This is a genomic window from Nitrososphaerales archaeon, assembly GCA_032906765.1.
Lineage (GTDB): Archaea > Thermoproteota > Nitrososphaeria > Nitrososphaerales > Gagatemarchaeaceae > DASPPF01.
In genome coordinates, this window is the sequence record JAJTZB010000004.1 from 104,007 (window position 1) to 125,466 (window position 21,460).

Here is a 21,460-nt window from a genome sequence, read left to right on the forward strand (position 1 = left end):
TATAACTGGACTGCGACTCCGAGGCGCTCCCAAAGGCATATTGTATGGGCCAGAAGGTGACCACCCGCATGGTCGAGCTGTTTAGTGAAATACTAGGGAAGACGGTGGTCGTCCCAGACAGACCCAAGCGAATCGTGAGCTTCAGCCCGGCAGTGACCGAGACACTATTCGGACTCGGGCTCGAGGACTCGATTGTCGGAGTCAGTGCCTTCTGCGCCAAGCCCCCGGCAGCGAAACTCAAGCGGCACGTCGGAAGCTACAACACGGTCAGCTATGAGCTCCTAGACGACCTGAAGCCGGACCTGATCTTCACAGTCATGGGGTATCAGAGAGACTTCGCACTGAGGCTTTCGCAAAGATACCCTGTCTACCCAGTGGAGCTGCCCGTGTCAGTCGCAGGCATAGTCGACATGGTGGTCAAGGTTGGTCTCGTGGCGGCCGCTCCTGAGAAGGCTCGTGAGCTTTCGCGCGCCCTCCTGGGACACCTCGCCAGCATCGGCAGGCGAAAGGGGCTGACAGCCTACGTCGAGATTGACCTTGGCGGGCCTGTCTCGTTCGGGGCGCACAGCTACATCACCGACGCCATCAATCTCCTCGGCTCGGCCAGCCTCTTCGAGAAGGAGCGAGTAGAGTGGCTCACCCCTGACCTTGGCAAGGTTCGTGCCGCGGATCCTGACGTGATCATCTACGAGCCGAAGATGTTCTCAAAGTTCGAATCGAGTGACTTGGAAGAGTTGATCGGGTCCAGGAGTTGGAGGGACATGCGTGCTGTCAGAGCAGGAAACCTGTTCGTCACGCCTGGGCCTCTCGACTTCATCGCGCACCACGGCCCGAGCTTCATCACGGACGCGGTCCCTTGGTTGGGTGACAAGCTGGACGAAGCGGCTGCGAGAGTGTAGGTATCGGGCTAGGCCATCGTCGCAAGGAATCTGAGAGTCTTTTCCCACGCGTCCTCCGCTGCAACGGGGTTGTGCCCTTCCCAGCCCGGCCTGTGGAATGCGTGTCTTGCGTTGGGGTAGAGCTGGACCTCGACGCGTTTCTTGTACTTCATCGCCGCAGGCAGGAACTTCTGGAAGGCCCATGGAGTGACCCTTTCGTCCTCGGTCCCAAGAATCAGGAGGACCGGACCGTTCAGCCTAGAGACGTCCTCTTCGTTTTCTATGGAACCGTAGTAGTCGACACAGAAGTCCAGCCCTAGGTCGCAGGCAGCTTGGAGCGCGAAGCCTCCGCCCATGCAGAAACCGAGCGAGCCGACCTTCTTCACCCCCGATTCCTTCCGAATCAGGTCTACTCCTTTGGAGATACCATCGGAGAGCACGTCGTGTGTGACTGAGCCCCTCAGCTTGAAGCCCTCGTCAAGAGTGGTCGCCTTCTTTCCCCGGAAGAGGTCGATGGAGGCAGCTGTGAAGCCCCCAGCGGAGAGTTTCTCTGCCACCGCCTCGACGTACGGGTCGTACCCGAATATCTCGTGAATCACGACAAGCCCGACAGGCTTGTTCCCCTTGGCCAGGAAGAAGTCCCAGCCCTTGAAGTTTGTCAGCGTCAACTCGAGTTACATTGGTTGCGAGGGCGGCTGGGCTGGTGGCATCTGCTGCGTCTGAGGAAGTTGCTCCGGGATGGAGAAGAAGGCGACTATGTTCAGAATCTCCGCCACCAGAATTAGTATGAACCCGACCAAGACGATCGTCAGGGCCGCGCCCAAGAGATACAGCAAACCCGCAGTCCCGAACATGTGGACCCCGAGCTTCTTTGAAATCAAGCCATAGCTCCTCCTGACGAAGACGGCAGACACAATCAGAACTACCCATACAACTGCGAGGCCCACTATCGCGCTGAGGATTAGCCCGAGCAAGCCTCCGGTTGGGAGGCCCGTGGGAGGCGTGAAGCCAGCTATTCCTGGGGTGATTATGCCCAAACCAATTGCTTGGAACACCGCAGCCAGAATCACGGCCACACCCACGATTAGTCCGACACACGCGAGCACAATCGCGATTATCATGTCTCTGAATATCGACGGGTCAGCTACGATTTCAGAGATGTACTTTATCGCTATTAGCACGAGTACTGCCCCTGCAAGACCGAGGACCCATCCCACAGTGGGCACGAAACCCAGTAGCATCAGAATCGCGCCAACTCCTCCCATCGTCTTTGCCTGCGACAGCTGAGGCATGCAGAGCATACGATACCGAGTCCCTATTTGAACCTGCTCAAACTCTCCATGTTCGAATCTGTTCTCACAGGAACCGTTTTCAACTGGTGGCGGGGCGACGCCTTCGTGGCAGGAGTCCTGAGGATTTCGAACGCCCGCCTCCGAGGGAGAGAAGGGGCGTGGGACATAACGGTAGAGGGAGGCAAGATAGCGAAGTTCTCGAGGCACTCGGCCAGGTACGGGGCCCCTGCGTTTGACGCAGCTGGATGCCTGGTCACCGAGTCGTTCGTCATTGCGCATCTTCACTTGGACAAGGTCAGGACAGCGGAAAGGGCCTCGGCAGAGGCGCTGGCGCGATATCAAGAAGGCCGGATGGACACGAGGAGGAGCATCGCACTCGCCTCCGAGGTGAAGAAGGGATACAGCAGAAATGAGATAATTGCGAGGGCGAGGAGGGCAGTCGAGGAGTCACTGGAATACGGCGTCACCCACATGAGGGCATTCGCCGACACGGACACCAAGAGCAGACTGGAGGCCGTGAAAGCACTGATGGTGCTGAGGGAGGAGTTCAAAGGGAGAGTGGAGATTCAGGTCGTGGCTTTCCCGCAGGAAGGAATAGAGGCAGACCCTGGAGCGGAGGAGTACGTCGAGAGAGCGATAGAACTCGGTGCGGACGTGGTGGGCGGAATCCCATGGCTTGAACGCAGCGAAGACCGACAACGGAGACACATAGACAAGATGTTCGCCATCGCCAAGAGGCACGACAGGCACCTGGCGATGCTCGTCGACGACGCAGGCGACGCAAAGCTGAAGACGCTGGAGATGCTGGCTTCCAAGACAATCAAGGAGAAGTGGTTCGGGAAGGTCGAGGCGTGCCACGCGAGGGCGATGCAGCTGTACTCCGACAGGTACGCCAGGAGGGTCGCCGGTCTCTGCGCAACGGCAGGAATCGGTGTTGTCAGCAGCCCCCACACAGGTCCCCTACACACTAGCATAGACGTCCTGAGAAGAGCTGGTGTGACTGTCGCGCTCGGTCAGGACGACTGTTCGGACGCGTACTACCCTTACGGTAGATGTGACATGCTGGAAGTGGCGTTCCTGGCCTCGCACCTACTCAGGAAGATGGGGCCCGAGGAGACGGAAGAACTGTATGACATGATAACCGTCGGACCTGCGAAGATAATCGGTGTGGGGGGATTCGGTCTGAAGGTCGGAAACCCAGCGAACCTTGTTGTCCTTGGCCAGAGAACGGTCCGGGAGGCATTCGCATACCACGAAAGGCCAAGGCTCGTAGTCAGCCACGGCAATGCTGTCGGCCGGCAGCCGTACGATTGATGCAATCCTCTTAAGCAGAATTGGGAGCCCACATATTGTGAGGCACTTCGATGCAGTGGTCGTTGGCTGCGGGGCGATGGGCTCCTCGATAAGCTACAACCTTGCGGCGAGGGGAATGAGCGTCCTGACTCTCGAGAAGTTCAATCTCAATCACGAGTTCGGCTCGTCCCACGGGAGGACGAGGATCATACGGCTCGCATACTTCGAGGACCCAAGGTACGTGTCACTACTGAGGAGGGCGTTCGAGTCGTGGAGGGAGCTAAGCGCGAAGTCCGGGAAGAAGCTGCTTTTGATGACCGGCGGGCTCATGATCGGCCTCGAGGGCGGAACCTTCGTCTCCGGTGTCCTCAAGAGCGCGCGTGAGCACTCGCTCCCACACAAAGTTCTGAAATCGCGAGAGGTTACTGAGGCGTACCCAGCATTCAGGCTGGAGGAAGGCCACTCCGCCGTCTACGACGAGAACGCCGGAATCCTGTTCTTTGAGGAGTGCATTTCGGCCTACGTGGAGGCTGCGCGAGCCGCTGGGTGCCAGTTCAAGTTCTCCGAGCCAGCCACGCGCTGGAGGAGTGCGAGGGAGGGGGTCGAGGTGGAGACTGCCAAGGACAAGTATGCCGCTGATAAGCTCGTCTTGTCAGCTGGCGCGTGGACCGGGCAGCTACTAGGAGACATGGTCCCGTTGACAATTGAAAGGCAGACGCCGTTCTGGTTCTGGTCGGGCGGAGACCAGGCCTTCTCTGCTGGGAGGATGCCGATATTCATCATGGAGGAAACGCAGGGCCATTACTTCTACGGGATTCCCGAGGTCGGGCACGGGGTAAAGGTGGCGAGGAACCACGAGGGGGAGTTCGTCGACCCGGAACTCACGCGGAGGACGGTGACCGAGAGCGATGAGATGCCTGTCAGAGAGTTCGTCTCCAGGAGGCTTCCCAAGTTGAATAACAGGCCGATAAGCTCGTCGACCTGCCTCTACTCGAACACGCCAGATTGGAATTTTGTGATAGACGTCCATCCGCGGCAGAGAGATGTTGTGGTCGTCAGCGCTTGTTCGGGACACGGCTTCAAGTTCGCGAGTGTGATCGGCGAGATTGGGGCAGACTTGGCCCTGGACGGCCGCACCCGCCACGACATCTCGTTCCTTCGGCTCGAAAGGTTCTCGAAATAGGAGAAGGTTTACCTGCACAGACGGTCGGGCCGTCTGCGTTGATTCAGACTCTCGACGACCCGAGGGTGATGGAAGCCGCAATGACCCACCTCTCAAGAGCTGACCCTGTGATGAGGAGACTCGTGCAGAGCCAGGGCCGCATCGACTTTGAGCCCAAAGGGATGGCGTTCCGCTGGCTCGTGAGGTCCATCCTATCACAGCAGCTCAACGGTAACGCCGCGAGTATGATCATCTCCCGCGTTAACCGCCTCTTCCTTCCCGGGAGGGTCACGCCGGAGAAGCTCGCACTCGTTCCTCCCGCTAGGCTGAGAAGGGCAGGAGTGTCGCCCTAGAAAGTCACCTACCTGAAGGATTTGGCGTCTAGAGTGGTTGATGGAAGACTCGGCCTCCGGAGCCTCGCCAAGAAGCCTGATGAGTACGTGATTGAGGCGCTGGACGAGGTGAGGGGCGTCGGGCGCTGGACAGCCCAGATGGTTCTGATCTTCTCGTTAGGGAGGCCAGACGTGCTACCCGTGGACGACTACGGAATCAAGACCGCCATCAAGAACATCTACCGCCTCGGCCAGCTGCCGAAACCGAGGAAGATAGAGGAGGTGGCAAACCCTTGGCATCCGTACAGCACGGTCGCGTCCCTCTATCTTTGGAGGCACAAGGATTCCGCGTAAGGACGGACGCGGCCGTTCAGGCCGCCGAACTCTGGACTCTGCGCGCCCTCATCACGTCGCCTGTCTTGGGTGAACCGACTGCGTCGGATGAGAGATAGGCAATCGCGAAGATCCACGTCACGATTGAAGCGAGGGAATTCCCCTTCAGGGTAACGAAGGCTGCGAAGGCGAGGCCCGAACCCACCGAAGCGACTACTCCAGAGAGATACATCACCTTCAATCTCCGTGGTGACGCCCTCTTGATGGACACTCGATTGACCGAGAGGTACGGGATGGGAAGAAGCCGGCCAAGGGGTTTCAGAGAAGAGGGAAGCGCGCTCATGATGGTCGTTTGCCCCAAGGAAATCCTGCGGAACTTCATGCCCAGGAGGCTGCCGACTACAAAGTGAGCCGGACAGTGAATCAGGAACGTCGTCGCCGCCTGCGCGAGCAGCAGTAGGATCACGCCCACCATGCCTTCGACTGGGAACGAGCCGACGAAGCCAACAACAGCGGTGAGGGCAACCAGTTCCAGCACGACACCGAGCGCGGGCCTCATTTCAGAAGCCTGGATTGAGAAAGCGGTCGAACCCGAAGACGAAGACTGTCATCATCCGAACAAGTCGCCGCGAGATACATAACTCTTCAAGGCGAGAAACATCTTCCTCGTTTAATACTGGCTGTCATCGGCGTCGCGTGGGGTTGGCATGCTCAATCAATACCGCTCAATGCCGAGCCAAGCTTCTGATTTACCTCAGCTTCGTGCCCGGCCTCGCAATCGGATTCATCTACACTGACCTGTCTTTCTTCCTCACCACAGTGCGAGGGTTCTCCGCGCTCTTCATGGGTCTGGTGATCATGGTGATGGGGATGACCACGGTTGTGACGGCGATACCACTTGGCATCTTGGCCGACAGGTACGGCAGAAGAAAGTTCCTAATCGTCGGGAACATTCTGGCGAGCGTTACCCTGGCTGCGTTTGCGCTGACGACGAATGAGATTCTGTTGATTGCGGCTGCGGTCGTCGAAGGGACCACGGAAGCCGCATTCGCTTCAGCTGGAACGGCTCTGCTCGCCGAGAAGGCGGGGGACAGGAGCAGGACGGCTGCGTTCTCACTGTCATCCTTCCTTGGAAACATGGCGTGGGGGCTGGGAGGGTTCGCGATACCCGTCGTCGTCGTCATAGAGTCGCTGGGTTTCAGCTCGACACAGTCTCACATCTTCCTGTACGTCGTTCTGGCGGCCATGAGCCTCGCCGTCACCCCGCTCCTCCTGAGGGTGGGAGAGTCACGGACCTCGGAGAAGACTAAGAGCTTGAGGGAATTCCTACCGCGGAAGTCGAGGGGAGTCATACTCAGGTACGCCGCTACGTCTCTGCTTGTCGCGTTTGGGGCGGGGCTCTTTGTCCCGCTGATGACACAGTGGTTCAAGTTCGCCTTCGGAGTCTCGGACGCCGTGAGCGGACCAGTGATAGGAATCTCCGGATTCCTCATTGCCGCGGCGACGCTGGGAGCTCCCAACCTCGCAAGGAGGCTTGGCGTGGTGAGGGCGATAGTCCTGACGGAAGGCCTCTCCATGGTCTTCATGGTCGCAGTCCCTCTCTCCCCCTCCTTCCCAATCGCAGGCGGAGTCTACATCATCAGGAGCTTCCTCATGAACGTGGCTGGTCCCCTCTCCACCTCGCTAATCATGGGTCTTGTCGATCCGAGCGAAAGGGGGGCGGCTTCGGGCCTGAGCGCGGCAATCTGGAGATTTCCGAATTCCCTTGGCGCTGGCATAGGGGGCGCCCTCATGGGTGCGGGGTTTCTCGCGCTGCCATTCTACATCGCGTCCGTGCTGTACATCGCGGCTATCGCCCTCTTCTGGGTCCTATTCCGAGACGCAAAGCTCCCAGAGGAGACTCCGAATCCGAGCTAGGCTGTCACTTCAGCCAGTCGTCCAAGACAGCCGCGTCGGTCGTGGTCCGCGCCAAGTCTGCGACGCGCACCCCGACCAGCCTCACGGGTTTGCCCCTCGTCTCAAACTCAGTGAGGAGAGACCCGACGACTTCGCGCAGCGTCTCCTCGCTGTCTGTGCGGCCGACAAGCGTCTTCTCTCTTGTGTGGGTCTCGAAACCTGCGAACCTGATCTTAATCCCGCCTGTCTTGTAGGTAAGGCGCGACTGCTTCACCCTCCTGATCAGCTCGGCCGCAGCCTCATCAGCCTCGCCCCTTACTACCCGGAAGTCTGCGACGTCCTGCTTGAAGGTCCTTTCGACGCTCAAGGACTTCGGCAGCTCCTGCTGCTTCACTTCTGTGTTCTCCTGTCCGTGAATGACACCCCATAGCCAGACGCCGTTCTTACCGAACCACGAGACGAGTTGTTTGCCCGGAAGCTGCTGGAGCTGCCCGACCGTCTCGATGCCCTTCTCCTTGAGGAACTCCTGCGTCTTCCTTCCTATGCCCGGGACGACGGCGACTGGGAGTGGGGCAAGGAAGCCCTCGACGTTGTCGAATGGGACGACTGTCAGGCCGTCTGGCTTCATCCTGTCGGAGGCTATCTTGGCCGAAGACTTGTTAGGTGCCACGCCTATGGAGCACGTAAGCTTGTGAAGCTCCTTGACCTTCCTCTTGACATCCGCCGCCAGCTCGGTTGCTTCGCCGACGCTGCCAGCCCGCTTTGAGACGTCGAGGAAGGCCTCGTCTATGCTGGCCTGCTCGAACGCGTCTGCGAGCTGCCTTAGCGTCCCCATGACTTCTTCCGAGGCCCTCTCGTAGAGCTCCCAGTTCGGCCTGATGTAGACAGCCTGCGGACAGAGTCTGTAGGCAGTCGAAATCGGCATCCCCGAGCGTAGCCCGAATTTCCTAGCCTCGTAGGAGCAGGCGACGACAACGCCTCGCCCTTTCCCTCCCTCCGGGTCGGCTCCGACCACGACAGGAAGGCCCCCCAACTTGGGGTTCTCCCTCGTCTCGACCGAGACGTAGAAGGCGTCGAGGTCAATGTGAAAGACGATTCTCATTTCCCTGGACATCAACTAGTCAAGAGCCGAGGAGTGTCTGCTGGCCTGACCCCCCTGCATGCCAGTCAAGCTCCATTAGCCCCAGGAGTCTCCTGAACTCGTTCGCGGATTCGGGGCTGAACCCCGCGAAGTGGTTGTTGAAGAAGATGTAACCGCGCTCGAAGTCACCCGACTTCTCCTCGACCGCCGAGGCCCACCGCTTCATCTCCTCCGACCTGTCCCTCTGGATGCTGGTGAACTCTGTGATCTCCCTGTCACCGACCATCCTGAGGTAGACGAAGTCGGCAGTGACCTCGGGCGGGGTCTCGACGTACTGGTTCAGAGACCACACCATCGCCACGTTGCTCTTCTCCAGGAGCCGATAGACTTCTGGCGAGAACCACGACTTGTGCCTGAACTCGATTGCGTGGCGGAAGTCAGGGCTGAGCTGGTTCAGGAAGGTCTTCATTGTGTCCAAGTGCGTGCTGAGCTTGACCGACGGCGGGAGCTGCACTGCTATCGGGCCGAGCTTGTCCCCCAGCTTGCTCATCATGCTGTAGAAGTACGTGAGCGTGGACTCGGAGTTCTCGAGCTTGTTGTCGTGCGTTATCTTCTTTGGTAGCTTCGGCGAGAAGACGAACCCACCGGGCGAATTGTTCTTCCACTGGCTGATCATGAATTGATTGGGGATTCTATAGAAACTGGAATCGATCTCAACGCAGTTGAAGACGCCCGAGTAGAACTTCAGATAGTCTTTCGGCTGTAGCCCTTTCGGATAGAAGGACCCGCTCCAATCCTTGTATGACCAGCCACTGCAACCAATCCGAAGCTTCGCCTCGAGGTCCAACTTTCGCGAATGCAGCTCGTCGGTTAATTAAGGATGGAGCGCTCCACAGCGTAGTGCCATACGTACTGAGAGTAACCAAGACTTATATCGACGGAGGCTCTCGCGTCGCCAAGTGACGCTTTTTGTCGCAAGGAAACCCAGACATCAGACAGCAGGTCGAGGCGAGCAGGGGACCGCTGAAGAAGCTGCAGCTCCTCCTGCCTGGGCTGAGGGGCTACAGGAAGCTAGAGGACATCAGGGTCTCTGACGAATTCCTGAGAAACCAGGTCGCCAACAAGCTGGACGCCGTGAAGGGGAGCTTGGAGCAGTTGAGGAAGCAGGTCGCCGCGAGCAATGATTTGACCAACCTCACGACGGTAGGCGCCCTGATCTCGCAGATCCAGGGCCTCGGCGGAGAGGTGAGGCACGCCCAGCAGGGGTACTCTGGCTGGGTAGCGCCCATAGCAATCAATGAAGAGAAGCTCAACAAGCTGTACGAATACGACTACGCGTTCGTCAGCTCCGTCTTCCAGCTCGCCGAGACAGCCGGGAAGCTCAGCTACGACGCCAGCTCGCCGAACTCGATTCAGGCATCCGCAGCGCAGCTCTCCCGGACACTCGCAGACATCAAGCAAAAGTGGAAGACGAGGATGGAAGCGATAGAGGGAATCGCGGTAGGGTAGAGGTGAATCGGATTGTTCGGGAAGAAGCCGAGTGACATACCGGCCACGGGAGGCAGCGTCCTCGGGTCAACCACGATAAACTGGGAGGACCAGTTCAAGCAGGGCAGCGTCCTCTGGAAGGTCCCGCGGAACATCAGGCTCAACGACAACATAGTAGTGAGGGAGGACGAGATTGCGGTCTTCTACAGGGACGGAAAGGTCCTCACGTACTTCGACCAGCCGAACAGGTATGCACTCACGGACTTCAACGCTCCTGTGGTGGGCAGGCTTCTGAAGTTCTTCACAGGGGTCGTCCAGCAGGCCGAGGTGTACTACGTCCCGAAGAGGTACCTTGACGGAAAGTTCGGCAGCACCCAGCCGTACCAGTTCACTGACCCGACGTTCGGGGTCGTCAACCTCAGGGTCTTCGGGGAGTACAGGTGGAAGGTCTCGTCGCCTGAGCTGTTCATCAACACTTTCGTGGGCACCTTCAACGCAGACACGTCAGACGACGTGGAGTCGAGGGTGAAGGAGCAGATGGTCATCCTGATCTACAACGCCCTGGGCAAGATGAAGCAGGGAGGGCTGAAGGTCACGGACCTTGCCGCCAACCTGACGAACATAGAGCAGGAAGTCCTCGCTGTGGCGCCTGACCACCTCGGGCAGTATGGCATAGAGATCAACAAAATCTCTGGGTTGACTGTGAGCCTGCCCGACGAGGTGCAGAAGGCTATCGATACGAGGTCGCAGATGTCAGTGCTCGGCGTCAACTACATGCAGTACCAGACCGGCCAGGCGATCGAAGACGCTGCAAAGAATCCGTCGGGAGGCGCTGGAGTATTCGCCGGACTGGGTGCGGGACTCGGCGCTGGAGCAGCGATTGGCGGGCAGATGGGCCAGAGCATGGCGCAGGGTCAGAGCAAGAGCTGTCCGAACTGCGGAACGCTGATGCCTCTCAACACGAAGTTCTGCCCGAACTGCGGCACAAGCATGGCGCAGCCTCAGGGAGGATCTCCCTCTGGTACGAAGGCGAAGTTCTGCCCGGAGTGCGGGACGGCCGTGGGCGCGGACACGAAGTTCTGTCCGAACTGCGGAAAGCAACTCTAGGTGGGTTATGACAATGTTCTGCCCGAAGTGCGGCACACAGCTGCCCGATCAGGCCGCGTTCTGCTACAAGTGCGGTGTGAAGATCGGGCTGGTCACGCAGCCCCAGTCCGGAGGGAGCGGCAGCGGTCAGGTAATCGCCCCGAGCGGCACTACGCAGCTGAAGTGTCCCAGCTGCGGCGCTCCGATCGCGCCCAAGTTCGGCGAGATGATAATCACCTGCGCGTACTGCGGGAGCAGCGTCTCGCTTGCCAACGACGGATGGAGAAGCATCCAGAAGCACACGATGCTGCCCTTGAAGTTCTCGTCACAAGATGATGTCCTGAAGATAGTTCATGGCCAAATTGACAGGGGACTCCTGCACAGGCACCTGATGGAACAGTCCACGATGGAGGAGATGAACCTGGCGCTGGTCCCCTACTGGCTGATCCCCGTGTCTGCCAGGACGTCGCTCGTGGCAGTCGACATGGCGGCCGAGGCTGGTTCAATCGCAACCACGGCGTTGCTTGCTGGGATGCTCGGGGGCGCGATGGGAGGCAGGAGGGGAGGAGGCGGAGCTATGATGGGCGGGGTCCTGCTCGGTACGATGATGGGAGGGGGGATGGGCGGGGGGCAGGGCACGAAGCGGGCTTATCAGATGGACAATGACTACAATTACCCCGTCGTCGCGCTGAAGGCCCTGACCGAGTACCAACCGAAGGAGTATCAATTCCAACTTGCAGACAGGGCTCTCTTCGACGCCACCAAGGTCAAGGGTGTCAAGGTCATGAACGGGGACGTTGGCGAGGACACGGCGAAGTACCAGGCCAAGACGATGGTCGACCAGCTGCAGTCGGAGAAGGCGCACGCTGCCCACCACATGATCCAGCAGCTTTCAACGGAGTCGGACCTGGGCGAAGGGGAGCTGCTTCACGCGCCAGTCTGGTTCGTCAGGTACGACCACAAGGGCACCAAGATAGCTCTGGTGGTCGACGGCAACTCGGGCGGCATCATCAACAGCATCGGGCTGTAGCTTCAGGAGACCTGCTTCCCGTTCTGGAAGAGGTTCGTGACCATCTTGACTCTGGCCTTCTTCAGCGTGTTGTGGGCGTAGCACATCCTCTCTGCCTCCTTCGACAGGCTCAGGATTTCATCTGTTGTTGCAGTGCTGGACAACCTGATGTCGTAGACCATCTCCTCGAAGGCACCGCCGAGTATCCTGTTGAAGTGGCCCCTCGCAGTCAGTTCTAGGTCCGTCAGGGGGATGTCCTTGGATATTGCGAGTGTGGCGTACTGGTTCAGCAGGCAGGAGGCTGCCCCAGCCATGAAGTAGGCGAGCGGGTTGGGTGCCTCATCCGTGCCTCCTCGGTCGGCGGGCTCGTCGACGAGGAAGGTGAAGTGTTTCTTGCGAGCTTCGAACTTCAGGTGATCGACCCTCCTGAGGTCGACCCTCTCGGCGCCGAAGAGGAACTTGGCGTCCTTGGCCTCGTTGCGCTTCCTGATGTGCTCCTTGATGGTTCCGACAAGTTCGTCTTTGTTTGACATGGAGGGGCTGACGCGGGCTTCTGTTAAAGGCGTTTGCAAGCCAGAAATATCAACTGCTGCCATCCGTTAGCCATGGCGACAGCGAAGCAGGGAGTGCCGTTCACAATCCCGTCGGACGTGTGGCAGCCGCTCATGGAGGTCAGGGCCCAGCTGGACTCGCTCTGCCCCGGCCCGCCGACACCCATCGAGGAGACCCTCAGGGAGGTCGTAAACCACTACAAACATTGCCCGAGGGCGATGGAGGAGGTGGACGACTTCTGCGAGAGGGCCAAGGCCTGGAAAAAGCGGGGATAAAGCGGCAAGTCTATAGAGGCCGAATGAGGGCAAGGCATGAATGCCGAGCGTTGACGCGGGCGGGACCACTCTGTATTACGAGGAGAAGGGCAGGGGGCAACCTGTACTCTTCGTCCATGGGATTCCCACTGACTACAGGGCTTGGACGCGACAGGTAGAGGCGCTCTCGGATGGCTATAGAGCAATCACGATCAGCAGGCGCTACGCTGCCCCCAACAAGAGAAGCGGCGACCTTCTGGACAGCACGGTGGGTAACAACGCCGGCGACCTGAAGGCGTTCATCGAGAAACTCGGGCTGGGTCCAGTCCACCTTGTGGGTCACTCCTACGGAGGCTTCGCTTCCGCGTTTCTCGCAGCCGACCACCCGAACCTTGTCCGCTCGTTGGTTCTCGTGGAGGCGGCGGTCTCCACGCTTCTTGTCGGCGACCCGAACAGCAAGTCGCAGATGCTCTCTCTCCTGCTGCGGAGCCCCTCGGTTGCTCTCTCTGCGAGAAGGTTCCAGAGCACCGCGCTGTACCCTTCGATCAAGGCCTTCGAGGAGGGCCAGATGGAAAGGTCGGTGGAGCTCATGGTGGACGGGGTTCAGGACAGACGGGGCGCATTCGCCCGGTTCGACAAGGACGTCCGTAACATGATGATTGAGAACGGGCGCATGATCGGAGAACTCAAGACCGAGTTCCCGCACTTCACACGCATCGAGGCCGCGAAGATATCGGCCAGGACCTTGGTGGTCAACGGCGACTCGGGTACCCTCTGGCTCAGGAAGATAGGTGAGCTACTAACCGCGTCGATTCCAAAGAGTGGGTCGGTAAAGATTCCAGGGGCCGCGCACTTCCCGCACATCGAGAACGCGGCGGCTTTCAACCAAGCACTTCGGAAGTTCCTCGCGGCAAGCTAGAGCTTCTCCAGATTCTCCTGATCAATCTCGACAGCCTTATTTCACAGCATTTGTGTTGCAGATTGATGTCGTCACAGAAGTTCGGAACCATCAGGCAGCGCGTAACCATCGACGCTCCTCCTTCGGAAGTCTATGATACATACGTCAACGCGAGGAGGCATTCGGAGTTCACCGGCTCGACCGCGACCGGAACTGCGAGAAAAGGGGCGAAGTTCGAGGCGTGGGATGGATACATCTCGGGCAAGTTCCTCGAGCTGGAAAAGGGGAAGAGAGTCGTGCAAGAGTGGAAGACCTCGGAGTGGCCCACTGGGTATCCTCCCTCGATACTCGAACTGAGGTTCAGAGGCGAGGGAGGAAAGACAGAGCTCAGCATGGTGCACTCGAAGGTCCCTGCGGAGCAGGTCCAAATGTACAATGAGGGCTGGGTCGAATCATATTGGGGCCCGCTGAAGGAGTACTTCAAGCAGCGGGGCAGAGCTGGGTCATAGACAGGGACCTGACACGATTGAAGTGCCCGAAGTGCGGGACTGACAACGCTAATCCTGCAAGCGAATGGGTTGGCGGAAGGGGGAAGAGTAACCCGATGGCTGTCAAGAGATTCGTGTGCTCCTCGTGCGGCACCAGCTACGTGGCCTGGACAGATGCCAAGACTGGGAAGACAAAGACGATGACGAGGAAATAGGCTCAGAGCCTCGGTCGGAATTCGTATCCACACTTCAGGCAGCGCCTCATGCCTGGCGTATCGGGTATCACCTGCCTGGTGCCACACGAGGGGCATTCGACAGTTGAGCGGGCGGGCTTGATCGAGTCGCGGTGCTGGGACCTCACCTTCTCGATGGCGTCGCTGTAAGCATCTCTCCTTCCCCGCGGGCTCATGAGCAGCTGTGCAAAGGACGCGGTCCTCCTTCTAAGGGTTGCAGCGGGCATTTTCGGAACCTTCTAAGGGCGCTAGCGGAAGGGGAATGAGGATTGGACTCGGCCATCTCGATTCAGGACCTGACCAAGAAGTTCGGCGACAAAGCGGTCGTAGACGCCGTCTCCTTGGAGATCCCGAAGGGCTTGGTCTACGGCTTGCTGGGCCCGAACGGGGCTGGGAAGACCACGATAGTGAGGATGCTCTCGACGCTGATTAAGCCGACGTCGGGCACCGCCAAGGTGAACGGCTTCGACGTCCTTTCCGATCCAGGAAAGGTGAGGGGCAGCATAGGCGTGTTGCCAGAGGACACAGGCCTCTACGACAGGCTCACAGCCAGAGAGACGTTGGAGTTCTACGGAGGCGTACAAGGTCTCTCAGGGGACGCCCTCTCAGCGAGGATAGAAACCCTCCTGAAGATGTTCGAACTCCTCGACAGGATGGATGACGGGGTGGGGAAGTATTCCAGAGGAATGAGGCAGAAGCTTGCGCTCGCGCGTGCCCTGATTCACGACCCGCCCGTCCTTCTCCTGGACGAACCCACTCTCGGCCTTGACGTCATGTCGACGAGGGCGATACGCGAGTACGTCAAAACGGTCGCCGTGGAGGGAAAAACGGTCCTTCTTACAAGCAACAACATGTACGAGGCGCAGCTCCTCTGTAGCCAGGTGACCATACTGAACAAGGGGATGGTGAGGGCGTCCGGGACTGTGGAGGAGCTTGAGGCGATGTCGAAGGGCAAGGGACTGGAAGAGGTCTTCGTGAACTTGGTGAGAGGCGAAAGCAGTGTCAAGGGCTAGGACGGTACGGCTCGTCGCGAAGAAGGAAATCATAGACATGCTCAGGGACAGAAGGACAATCATAACCGCCCTGGTCGTCCCCCTCCTGTCGTTCCCGTTGATGTTCGGTGCCATCGGCTACTTCTCGAACCCGACCTCGAACCCGTCGCCTGTCCTTCTGGTGAACCAGGACGGTGGCAACGTGTCGTTGTCAATCCAGCATGCGCTTTCCACCACGCCAGGAATCACCTTCTCCGAGGCACCGTCGGCCAACGTCACCGCGGCTGTCCAGGGAGGCACCTACGACGTGGTCGCAGTCATCCCGAACGGTTTCACTACGACAATAGACTCCAGAGGCCAAGCGAACGTCTCGCTGTACTTCGACCCGGGCAACAACCGGGCCCAGATCGGGGTGTCTCTGATCTCTGGTGTCCTGAGCCGCGTCTCCAACGGCATAGCCTCTGCTAGATTGCAGGAGAAGGGCGTGACGCAGGCCGACCTGAACCCGATTGGCGTGGCTCGCATTCCCATCGGCAAGGTTCAGAGTGTCGGCACTTCCATTGCGGCGAGTCTCTTCCCAAGCTTCCTCCTTTACTTCACATTCCTAGGTGGTTTCTATTTCATGGTGGACGACATAGCTGGCGAGAAAGAGCGAAGGAGCCTAGAGGCGCTGTTCACCCTCCCGCCTTCCAGGACGGAGATTTTCCTCGGCAAGTATCTGGTGGCGTTCCTGCTATCGATGATAACCGCGGTCCTCGGGCTCGTAGGGACTTTGTTCAGCCTTAGCGAGATAAGTTTCGGAGGAGGCAAAGGCTCCTCAATCATAGGCTATGGGGCGTTCCCGGCGGTCTTCGGGATCATGGTCATTGCCGCGCTGTCCTTGTCTGCTGTCGGGTTCTGCATCTCGACTTTCGCCAAGAACATCCGGGAGGCTCAGCAGTACCTGAGCCCCATCTTCTTGGTGCTCTTCATCCCTCTGTACGTCACGTCATTCCTGCCACCGAGCCAGCTGTCTCAGTACGCCTCGATACCCGTCCTAGGCCTCACTCTCCTGATGAGGGACGTGATAACAGGAACGATTACGGTAGGCGAAGCCGGCTTTTCGCTGGCGACGAACGTTATGTTCTTGGCTGCAGTGATCTGGCTCGGGCTGAAGCTGCTCAGCTCCGAGAAGGTTGTCCTGCGCTCATCCTGACTGGGCTACTTTACCTCATCCAGCGTGAAGGTGAACCTGGCTCCTGGGAACTCTCCGGTGCCCACGCGCTCCCAGTTGACCTTGTAGGTCTTGGTCACGTTGGCGCCTACAATGCTCACCTTCGTGGGGACTTCCGAGAACAGCTTCTCCACCTTGGCGGGGTCCTTTGTTATCAGGAGGCTCCGCCTCCGCTTCATCAGGTACTTTACAGCCACGTTCTGGTGCGCGTGGCCCTCGACCGGGATCTTCTCCTTGCCTGTGTCTATGGTGAATGCTCTTTTCGCCATTGAGTGTCAGGAAGATGGTCTTCTCGGCGGTAGAATAGTATCCCAGTCAATTCGCGTTCAGCGGATGCTCGAATTGAATGCTGCGTCGATGTGTGCCAGGAGTAGTGACAGTTTACTTGGACCGCAGTCCGACCTTCTTCACGAACTTCGCCAGTTGTTTCTTGTCAGCCCACGGGACTTCGAGGTAGTCGATGATCTCCCTGTCGGTCATCCCGATTCGTCTGGCTTCCTTGACGGTGAACTCGTACGCTTCAATCTCGATTGGGCTGTCGAAGTACTCGAAATCATCCAGGAAGAGCTTCTTCCCACCCATGTGTTGCTTGATGTGGAAGAGCTCGTGGAGGATGTCAAGATAGAGCGTCCTGAACGGGCTGTGCTTCATGTGGTGACCGCTGATCAGGATGTGGCCGTCGCTGTCGTTCACGCCCATGTAGCCCCACTTGGAAGAGTAGAACTCGACCTTCATGTTCTTCAGGACCTTCTCCGTCCTTTTGCCGAACAAGTCCCGTACCGCCTTGACGTTCTCGAAGCCCTTGAAGAAATCCGTCAGGGGATGGAGTTCGATCGGGACGTCGCGTTCTATTTCCACGTTGAGCTTCGCGTTCTTGGCCAAGTTGGACCAGGTTACAGTGAACGCGAGATAAGGCTAACGGCCGTACTGGGACTTGACGCTATTGCTTCTTTATGTTCGTCACAAGGAGCTTGAACTGCAGCGTCTTCCCAGCCGTCTGGTGTCTGCCCGTTCTTCCGTATGCCTTCTCAGGGGGCAGAGTAACCTCCTTGGTCTCGCTGACCTTCATGCCCACGAGAGCCTCTTCGAACCCGGTGATGACCTGATGGGCTCCGAGGGTCACCTGGAGGGGCTTGTAGTCCCTTGCGGGGTTGTACAGGCTGGATTTGACGGCCTCCGACTTCATGCTCGTGTCGAAGACCTTTCCACCCGGGAACTTCCCGACGTAGTGTACCGAGACGGTGTCTCCCTTCTGAGCCGTGAGCTCACTCAAGCAGCATCGTCCACCCCTAGGTTCTTCATTTAACAGTTTGTTGCTACTAGTTCATCGGTGATAAGCTGGAGGCAAGCCGGCCTCTCACGGAAGCATACCTCACAGCATGGGTCGCCATGCTCACGAGTCCCCCTATCCCTGCAAGGAAGAAGAGTAGCTGACCTACGGGATTAGAAACCCACCAGAAGGGGATTTGGATGAAGGAAGGGAACAGGGCAGTAAGGTGGGTGAACTCGAATGGGAAGGTGTAGAGCAACCAAAATGCAGTAACTGCGATGACCGCTCCATGGAACGATTGCAACGGCCTCACAGCGTTCTTCCTACCGTAGGTTCCCCTGACGAAGCTGGCCACCATCCCAAGGATGATTGGGCCATAGAAAGCCAGCTGCTCACTTTGTCCGAAGGTCGAGGTGAAGAAGCCGGTCGCGAGGACCTGGCTCTCATAGAAGTAGAGAAGGACGAGCAAAGAGATTGCGATGCCAATGAATTCGCCGACTCGGTCCGACACCTTCATCCGGTCCTTCCACGCTTCCTCGTTTGCGCCGCGGGACCATCCTGCTCCCCACCAACCCCTCGCGCCAGATAGGGCGATGAGGGCGCCCGCTGCCATCAGGAAGAGGGAAGCCATCAAGAGGTCGAGGACGAAGTAGAAGATACCATGGAGAGCGGGGATGAAGAATAGGAAGAACGAAACTATTGCGAGGACCAACCAGACGGCGAAGAAGGCAAGCCCAATTAGGAAGATCAGCACGCCCGGTAAGATTAGCCGGAAGTCGATTCGGATGTGCACGGAGGTCGCCTATCCCTGAATGAGTACCTTGACGTGCGTGTCCTTCGCGCGGACGCTCATCAGCTCTTGGCTCCCGCTCGCGGCCGCCGTCTTGATCATCTGGTCAATGTCCGAGAACATGGCGTCGAAGTCGACCTCTCCTCCCCACATCTCCTCTCTGTTCTTCTTCGGCACGAACCTCATCATCTTCGGGATCCACTTCGCCATGGATGTAGGTATCTTTACTTCGACGTCAGGCTCTCCTTGTGGTTCCCTGTGTTCCCACACGAGTATCTTCAGGTTAGGCAATCTGAAGAGCGGTTTCTGACCGTTCATTTAAGGAGGAGGCACGATTGCCAGTGAAGAGAATCTGTGGGAGCGAAGGAGGAAAGATGGTTTCCAGCCTTGAAAATCGTCCGAAGCCGTATATATCGGAAGTGCAATACAGAGTTCACTCGTCCGGCCAGGAAAAGGACGGATTCGCGGAGACGAAGAGACGTCGGGAAAGCCTAGACGTCCGGTACCGTCCGCGAGCGGGATGGCGACGCACGTAGTGCCCGGGGAGACTCGGACTCCACGCGTGCCGACCGAGGGCAAACCTGGGCGGTGGCGATGGGGGAATGCTACGGAACCACCGTCAAAGGAAAGCCACATCCCTCCTGAAAGTCGGGCGAGGCAAATCTTCAACAGTATGGGCGAACATGTCGACCGCAATCTTCAGTGATAGGGAGCAGGCAGGGGCCCTGCTCGCGGATGCCCTAGGCGAGCTGAAGGGCCGAGACGTGGTGGTCCTCGGAATACCGAGGGGCGGAGTTGTGATCGCCAGCAGGGTTGCGAAGGCTCTTGGTGCGGAGATGGACATCGTGGTGACGAAGAAGATCGGGGCGCCCGGAGAACCAGAATTCGCGCTCGGCGCAGTCACACAGGAGGGAGACGTGATTCTGAACGAAGATGTTGTCGGGTTGCTTGGCGTCGAGGCAGGCTATCTGAAGTCGGAAGCGGCACGAAAGGCAGAGGAGGTGAAGGAGAGGATGGCGAGGTTCAGGGGCGACAGGCCGTACCCCTCGCTCGGAGGGAAGGTCGTCGTGATAGTTGACGATGGTATCGCGACGGGCAGCACCGCCTCCGCAGCAGTGAAATCGGTGAGGAAACACGCGCCGGCGTCTGTAATCGTGGCCGTGCCTGTGGCTCCAGCGGAGGTGGTTGCCGCGTTGTCTGAAGAGGCCGACAGGGTGGTCTGCCTCGCGACGCCCGAGCCTTTCTTTGCCATAGGTCAATTCTATGAGAAATTCGACCAGGTGGAGGACGACGAAGTCAGACGGTTGCTCGGTGAATTCTGGGCCAGTCGCCTGACGTAGCGCCTCCTCTTCTTAATAACGTGGCCCGCCTCTGGATGTCTGGTTGGACGTAAAGAAGTTCAGGGCTGATATGTACGAGCTCGGGAACAGAGCGTGCAAGGACGACAACGAGGCGACACTTGCCAAGGTATTGGCAACGGCCGACATACTGATTGGACTGTACAAGAAGAACCTGGTCAAGATCAATCACTCCGTCCTCGAACTGGTCTGCGCTCACAGCCTGATCAAAGACGGATACGAGGTCAAGGTGGAGCAGAGGCTGGACAAGCAGCTTGTGTGTGATGTGTACGGAAAGCGCGGCGACGGGGCGTTAATCGTTGAGATCGAGACTGGTTTCATCCCGCCGGAGGCGGCGCTACGACCTGCCACCTACGCCCAGAGCAGAATCGCGAGCAAGCTGGCGAGATACAGTAGGTTCGCAGGAAAGTTCGCCCTCGGCACGACCTCCTCGTACGTGCTGGACTTCTCGCCGTTCTTCGTAAAGCCGCCTCGGTTCAGGAGTCTAGATGAGGCGGCTGCGATAAAGAGGCTCACCGACATGTACTACGACAAACCTGCAATCTCGCTGCAGGAGCTGCTGTACGCCCGCATCCACTCCGTCTTCGTCATAGACGTCGACAACGCCAGCACAAGAGAGGTCGACCCGGAGACGTATCTTCAGAGCGTGGCCTCGCTCGACAGGCAGGAGGCCGGGGTGCACTCGGGGGACGAGGGTCGCGTGGAGAGAGGATGAGCAGACAGTGTCCACTTCGAAACCCGTCTACCTCGTTTCGCGCAGTAGTATGTCCAGATTCTCTCCCGCTGCGTCCTGATGTGAGCCCTCTCATTGCTGGAGAGCCTGGGGTCGGCGCTCCGTCCTTTCGGCCTTCGCAGCCGAGGAGGCAGGTCGCCGTCGCAGAAGTAGCCCCCTCCCGGGTAGCCCGTGTCCTTGCGAACAATGATTGCGGCGAAGCCGGGCGCACCGGATTCGTACTCCTTTCTGTCTACCGACCCAATCAGCTCCGAGAGAACTCTTCCGCGTGAAAGTCTGAACCTCTTCATCAGCATACCGTAGTTGATTGTTCTTCGTCCCCTCGCAGCGGCGAGGAGCTCCTTCCTTGCTCGCCTGCGCAAAGACTGGACGTCCCGCCTTGATTGTCCTCGCATGCCGTTGGTCAGGGCTCCAACCCTTAAATCTCGAACGGGCCCGTTCCGACCCATAGTTGCACTACTTCGTCGTTGCCTCGAAGGTCAGGGGGAAGCCGCTGGACAGGGAAGGAGCGAAGGGCGTGTCTGTGAAGTATCTCGTTGGAAATCGGGAGGGAGCGTCGAAATTCTTCCTGAGGGAATACCACGTAGCACCAGGAGGCAACACCTCCCTCGACAGGCACCCCTACGAGCACGAGGTCTATATCCTCAAGGGGAGGGCGAATGTGAAGGTCGGGACAACAACCAGAAGAGTGGGCGTAGGCAACGCAGTATTTGTCCCATCGAACAAGGAACATCAGTTCAGGAACGCGGGGAAGCGGGAGCTCGTCTTCCTCTGCGTGAAGGGAGCCGAGGAGCTCTACGTCCACCCAAGACGGACCTAGAACTGGATC

General features: G+C 58.6%; 31 protein-coding genes. 18 read left to right on the top strand and 13 right to left on the bottom strand.

Annotated features, from left to right (window positions below; genetic code table 11):
- The first annotated feature begins 68 nt into the window (after nucleotides 1–68).
- Entirely contained in the window at nucleotides 69–899 is an 831-nt protein-coding gene (locus tag LYZ69_05630) for a helical backbone metal receptor (protein ID MDV3277931.1), read from the top strand.
- An 8-nt stretch (nucleotides 900–907) separates the two neighbouring features.
- Here LYZ69_05630 and LYZ69_05635 read toward each other — a convergent pair whose 3' ends face one another.
- Nucleotides 908–1,546 carry a dienelactone hydrolase family protein gene (locus tag LYZ69_05635; GenBank protein ID MDV3277932.1) on the bottom strand — a complete coding sequence of 213 codons (639 nt, stop codon included), beginning with the start codon at nucleotides 1,544–1,546 and terminating at the stop codon, nucleotides 908–910.
- A 6-nt stretch (nucleotides 1,547–1,552) separates the two neighbouring features.
- Complete coding sequence (locus LYZ69_05640; GenBank protein MDV3277933.1) at nucleotides 1,553–2,170, bottom strand: DUF996 domain-containing protein; 618 nt, start codon at nucleotides 2,168–2,170, stop codon at nucleotides 1,553–1,555.
- Between the two features lie 105 nt (nucleotides 2,171–2,275).
- Here LYZ69_05640 and LYZ69_05645 point away from each other — a divergent pair, with 105 nt between their 5' ends.
- From LYZ69_05645 to LYZ69_05660, 4 genes are read left to right on the top strand one after another with little or no spacing between them, the layout of a single operon-like run.
- Nucleotides 2,276–3,484 (top strand): amidohydrolase family protein, encoded by a 1,209-nt coding sequence (locus LYZ69_05645; protein MDV3277934.1) that lies wholly within the window; start codon nucleotides 2,276–2,278, stop codon nucleotides 3,482–3,484.
- A gap of 37 nt (nucleotides 3,485–3,521) precedes the next feature.
- Nucleotides 3,522–4,646 carry an N-methyl-L-tryptophan oxidase gene (solA, locus tag LYZ69_05650; protein MDV3277935.1) on the top strand — a complete coding sequence of 375 codons (1,125 nt, stop codon included), beginning with the start codon at nucleotides 3,522–3,524 and terminating at the stop codon, nucleotides 4,644–4,646.
- A gap of 38 nt (nucleotides 4,647–4,684) precedes the next feature.
- The gene (locus LYZ69_05655; protein MDV3277936.1) at nucleotides 4,685–4,978 is read left to right on the top strand and encodes a hypothetical protein; all 294 of its coding nucleotides are present in this window, start codon (nucleotides 4,685–4,687) and stop codon (nucleotides 4,976–4,978) included.
- Between the two features lie 33 nt (nucleotides 4,979–5,011).
- The gene (locus tag LYZ69_05660) at nucleotides 5,012–5,311 is read left to right on the top strand and encodes a hypothetical protein (GenBank protein ID MDV3277937.1); all 300 of its coding nucleotides are present in this window, start codon (nucleotides 5,012–5,014) and stop codon (nucleotides 5,309–5,311) included.
- A 16-nt stretch (nucleotides 5,312–5,327) separates the two neighbouring features.
- On the opposite strand, the gene LYZ69_05665 is transcribed toward LYZ69_05660, so the two are convergent.
- Nucleotides 5,328–5,849, bottom strand: a complete 522-nt coding sequence (locus tag LYZ69_05665; GenBank protein ID MDV3277938.1) for a hypothetical protein — start codon at nucleotides 5,847–5,849, stop codon at nucleotides 5,328–5,330.
- A gap of 143 nt (nucleotides 5,850–5,992) precedes the next feature.
- Between LYZ69_05665 and LYZ69_05670 the strand changes: the two genes are divergently transcribed.
- Entirely contained in the window at nucleotides 5,993–7,207 is a 1,215-nt protein-coding gene (locus LYZ69_05670; protein ID MDV3277939.1) for an MFS transporter, read from the top strand.
- Nucleotides 7,208–7,211: 4 nt separating this feature from the next.
- On the opposite strand, the gene dinB is transcribed toward LYZ69_05670, so the two are convergent.
- Nucleotides 7,212–8,300: a DNA polymerase IV gene (gene dinB / locus LYZ69_05675; protein ID MDV3277940.1), complete on the bottom strand. Its 1,089-nt coding sequence runs from the start codon at nucleotides 8,298–8,300 to the stop codon at nucleotides 7,212–7,214.
- A gap of 7 nt (nucleotides 8,301–8,307) precedes the next feature.
- Nucleotides 8,308–9,114: a DUF72 domain-containing protein gene (locus tag LYZ69_05680; GenBank protein ID MDV3277941.1), complete on the bottom strand. Its 807-nt coding sequence runs from the start codon at nucleotides 9,112–9,114 to the stop codon at nucleotides 8,308–8,310.
- A 122-nt stretch (nucleotides 9,115–9,236) separates the two neighbouring features.
- On the opposite strand from LYZ69_05680, the gene LYZ69_05685 reads away from it, so the two are divergent.
- From LYZ69_05685 to LYZ69_05695, 3 genes are read left to right on the top strand one after another with little or no spacing between them, the layout of a single operon-like run.
- Nucleotides 9,237–9,776, top strand: coding sequence for a hypothetical protein (locus LYZ69_05685; GenBank protein ID MDV3277942.1), 540 nt, complete (start codon nucleotides 9,237–9,239; stop codon nucleotides 9,774–9,776).
- Between the two features lie 12 nt (nucleotides 9,777–9,788).
- Nucleotides 9,789–10,862, top strand: coding sequence for an SPFH domain-containing protein (locus LYZ69_05690; GenBank protein MDV3277943.1), 1,074 nt, complete (start codon nucleotides 9,789–9,791; stop codon nucleotides 10,860–10,862).
- A 13-nt stretch (nucleotides 10,863–10,875) separates the two neighbouring features.
- Nucleotides 10,876–11,871, top strand: a complete 996-nt coding sequence (locus LYZ69_05695) for a zinc ribbon domain-containing protein (GenBank protein ID MDV3277944.1) — start codon at nucleotides 10,876–10,878, stop codon at nucleotides 11,869–11,871.
- Nucleotides 11,872–11,873: 2 nt separating this feature from the next.
- Here LYZ69_05695 and LYZ69_05700 read toward each other — a convergent pair whose 3' ends face one another.
- A complete protein-coding gene (locus LYZ69_05700) occupies nucleotides 11,874–12,383 on the bottom strand; it encodes an OsmC family protein (protein MDV3277945.1) in 510 nt (169 codons plus the stop codon).
- A gap of 72 nt (nucleotides 12,384–12,455) precedes the next feature.
- Here LYZ69_05700 and LYZ69_05705 point away from each other — a divergent pair, with 72 nt between their 5' ends.
- The 4 genes from LYZ69_05705 to LYZ69_05720 all read left to right on the top strand — a co-directional run bounded on the left by LYZ69_05705 (nucleotide 12,456) and on the right by LYZ69_05720 (nucleotide 14,257).
- Entirely contained in the window at nucleotides 12,456–12,677 is a 222-nt protein-coding gene (locus LYZ69_05705) for a hypothetical protein (GenBank protein ID MDV3277946.1), read from the top strand.
- Nucleotides 12,678–12,717: 40 nt separating this feature from the next.
- The gene (locus LYZ69_05710; GenBank protein ID MDV3277947.1) at nucleotides 12,718–13,575 is read left to right on the top strand and encodes an alpha/beta hydrolase; all 858 of its coding nucleotides are present in this window, start codon (nucleotides 12,718–12,720) and stop codon (nucleotides 13,573–13,575) included.
- Between the two features lie 65 nt (nucleotides 13,576–13,640).
- The gene (locus tag LYZ69_05715) at nucleotides 13,641–14,063 is read left to right on the top strand and encodes an SRPBCC domain-containing protein (GenBank protein ID MDV3277948.1); all 423 of its coding nucleotides are present in this window, start codon (nucleotides 13,641–13,643) and stop codon (nucleotides 14,061–14,063) included.
- Nucleotides 14,064–14,080: 17 nt separating this feature from the next.
- Nucleotides 14,081–14,257: a hypothetical protein gene (locus LYZ69_05720; GenBank protein MDV3277949.1), complete on the top strand. Its 177-nt coding sequence runs from the start codon at nucleotides 14,081–14,083 to the stop codon at nucleotides 14,255–14,257.
- A 2-nt stretch (nucleotides 14,258–14,259) separates the two neighbouring features.
- Here LYZ69_05720 and LYZ69_05725 read toward each other — a convergent pair whose 3' ends face one another.
- Entirely contained in the window at nucleotides 14,260–14,502 is a 243-nt protein-coding gene (locus LYZ69_05725; protein MDV3277950.1) for a hypothetical protein, read from the bottom strand.
- Between the two features lie 42 nt (nucleotides 14,503–14,544).
- Here LYZ69_05725 and LYZ69_05730 point away from each other — a divergent pair, with 42 nt between their 5' ends.
- On the top strand, nucleotides 14,545–15,288 hold the full coding sequence (locus tag LYZ69_05730) for an ABC transporter ATP-binding protein (GenBank protein ID MDV3277951.1): 744 nt from the start codon (nucleotides 14,545–14,547) through the stop codon (nucleotides 15,286–15,288).
- Nucleotides 15,275–16,462 (top strand): ABC transporter permease, encoded by a 1,188-nt coding sequence (locus tag LYZ69_05735; protein MDV3277952.1) that lies wholly within the window; start codon nucleotides 15,275–15,277, stop codon nucleotides 16,460–16,462. The genes LYZ69_05730 and LYZ69_05735 overlap by 14 nt, the downstream gene beginning before the upstream one ends.
- A gap of 5 nt (nucleotides 16,463–16,467) precedes the next feature.
- Here LYZ69_05735 and LYZ69_05740 read toward each other — a convergent pair whose 3' ends face one another.
- The 5 genes from LYZ69_05740 to LYZ69_05760 all read right to left on the bottom strand — a co-directional run bounded on the left by LYZ69_05740 (nucleotide 16,468) and on the right by LYZ69_05760 (nucleotide 18,831).
- Entirely contained in the window at nucleotides 16,468–16,749 is a 282-nt protein-coding gene (locus tag LYZ69_05740; protein MDV3277953.1) for a hypothetical protein, read from the bottom strand.
- Nucleotides 16,750–16,861: 112 nt separating this feature from the next.
- Nucleotides 16,862–17,362 carry a hypothetical protein gene (locus LYZ69_05745; GenBank protein MDV3277954.1) on the bottom strand — a complete coding sequence of 167 codons (501 nt, stop codon included), beginning with the start codon at nucleotides 17,360–17,362 and terminating at the stop codon, nucleotides 16,862–16,864.
- A 58-nt stretch (nucleotides 17,363–17,420) separates the two neighbouring features.
- Entirely contained in the window at nucleotides 17,421–17,753 is a 333-nt protein-coding gene (locus tag LYZ69_05750) for an FKBP-type peptidyl-prolyl cis-trans isomerase (protein MDV3277955.1), read from the bottom strand.
- A 46-nt stretch (nucleotides 17,754–17,799) separates the two neighbouring features.
- The gene (locus LYZ69_05755; protein ID MDV3277956.1) at nucleotides 17,800–18,543 is read right to left on the bottom strand and encodes a hypothetical protein; all 744 of its coding nucleotides are present in this window, start codon (nucleotides 18,541–18,543) and stop codon (nucleotides 17,800–17,802) included.
- Nucleotides 18,544–18,552: 9 nt separating this feature from the next.
- Entirely contained in the window at nucleotides 18,553–18,831 is a 279-nt protein-coding gene (locus LYZ69_05760; GenBank protein MDV3277957.1) for a hypothetical protein, read from the bottom strand.
- A gap of 392 nt (nucleotides 18,832–19,223) precedes the next feature.
- On the opposite strand from LYZ69_05760, the gene LYZ69_05765 reads away from it, so the two are divergent.
- Entirely contained in the window at nucleotides 19,224–19,880 is a 657-nt protein-coding gene (locus LYZ69_05765; GenBank protein MDV3277958.1) for a phosphoribosyltransferase, read from the top strand.
- Between the two features lie 43 nt (nucleotides 19,881–19,923).
- Nucleotides 19,924–20,613, top strand: a complete 690-nt coding sequence (locus tag LYZ69_05770; protein ID MDV3277959.1) for a hypothetical protein — start codon at nucleotides 19,924–19,926, stop codon at nucleotides 20,611–20,613.
- Here LYZ69_05770 and LYZ69_05775 read toward each other — a convergent pair.
- Nucleotides 20,538–20,993 (bottom strand): hypothetical protein, encoded by a 456-nt coding sequence (locus tag LYZ69_05775; protein ID MDV3277960.1) that lies wholly within the window; start codon nucleotides 20,991–20,993, stop codon nucleotides 20,538–20,540. The genes LYZ69_05770 and LYZ69_05775 overlap by 76 nt on opposite strands.
- Before the next feature lie 89 nt (nucleotides 20,994–21,082).
- Here LYZ69_05775 and LYZ69_05780 point away from each other — a divergent pair, with 89 nt between their 5' ends.
- Entirely contained in the window at nucleotides 21,083–21,451 is a 369-nt protein-coding gene (locus tag LYZ69_05780) for a cupin domain-containing protein (GenBank protein ID MDV3277961.1), read from the top strand.
- The last annotated feature ends 9 nt before the right edge of the window (nucleotides 21,452–21,460 follow it).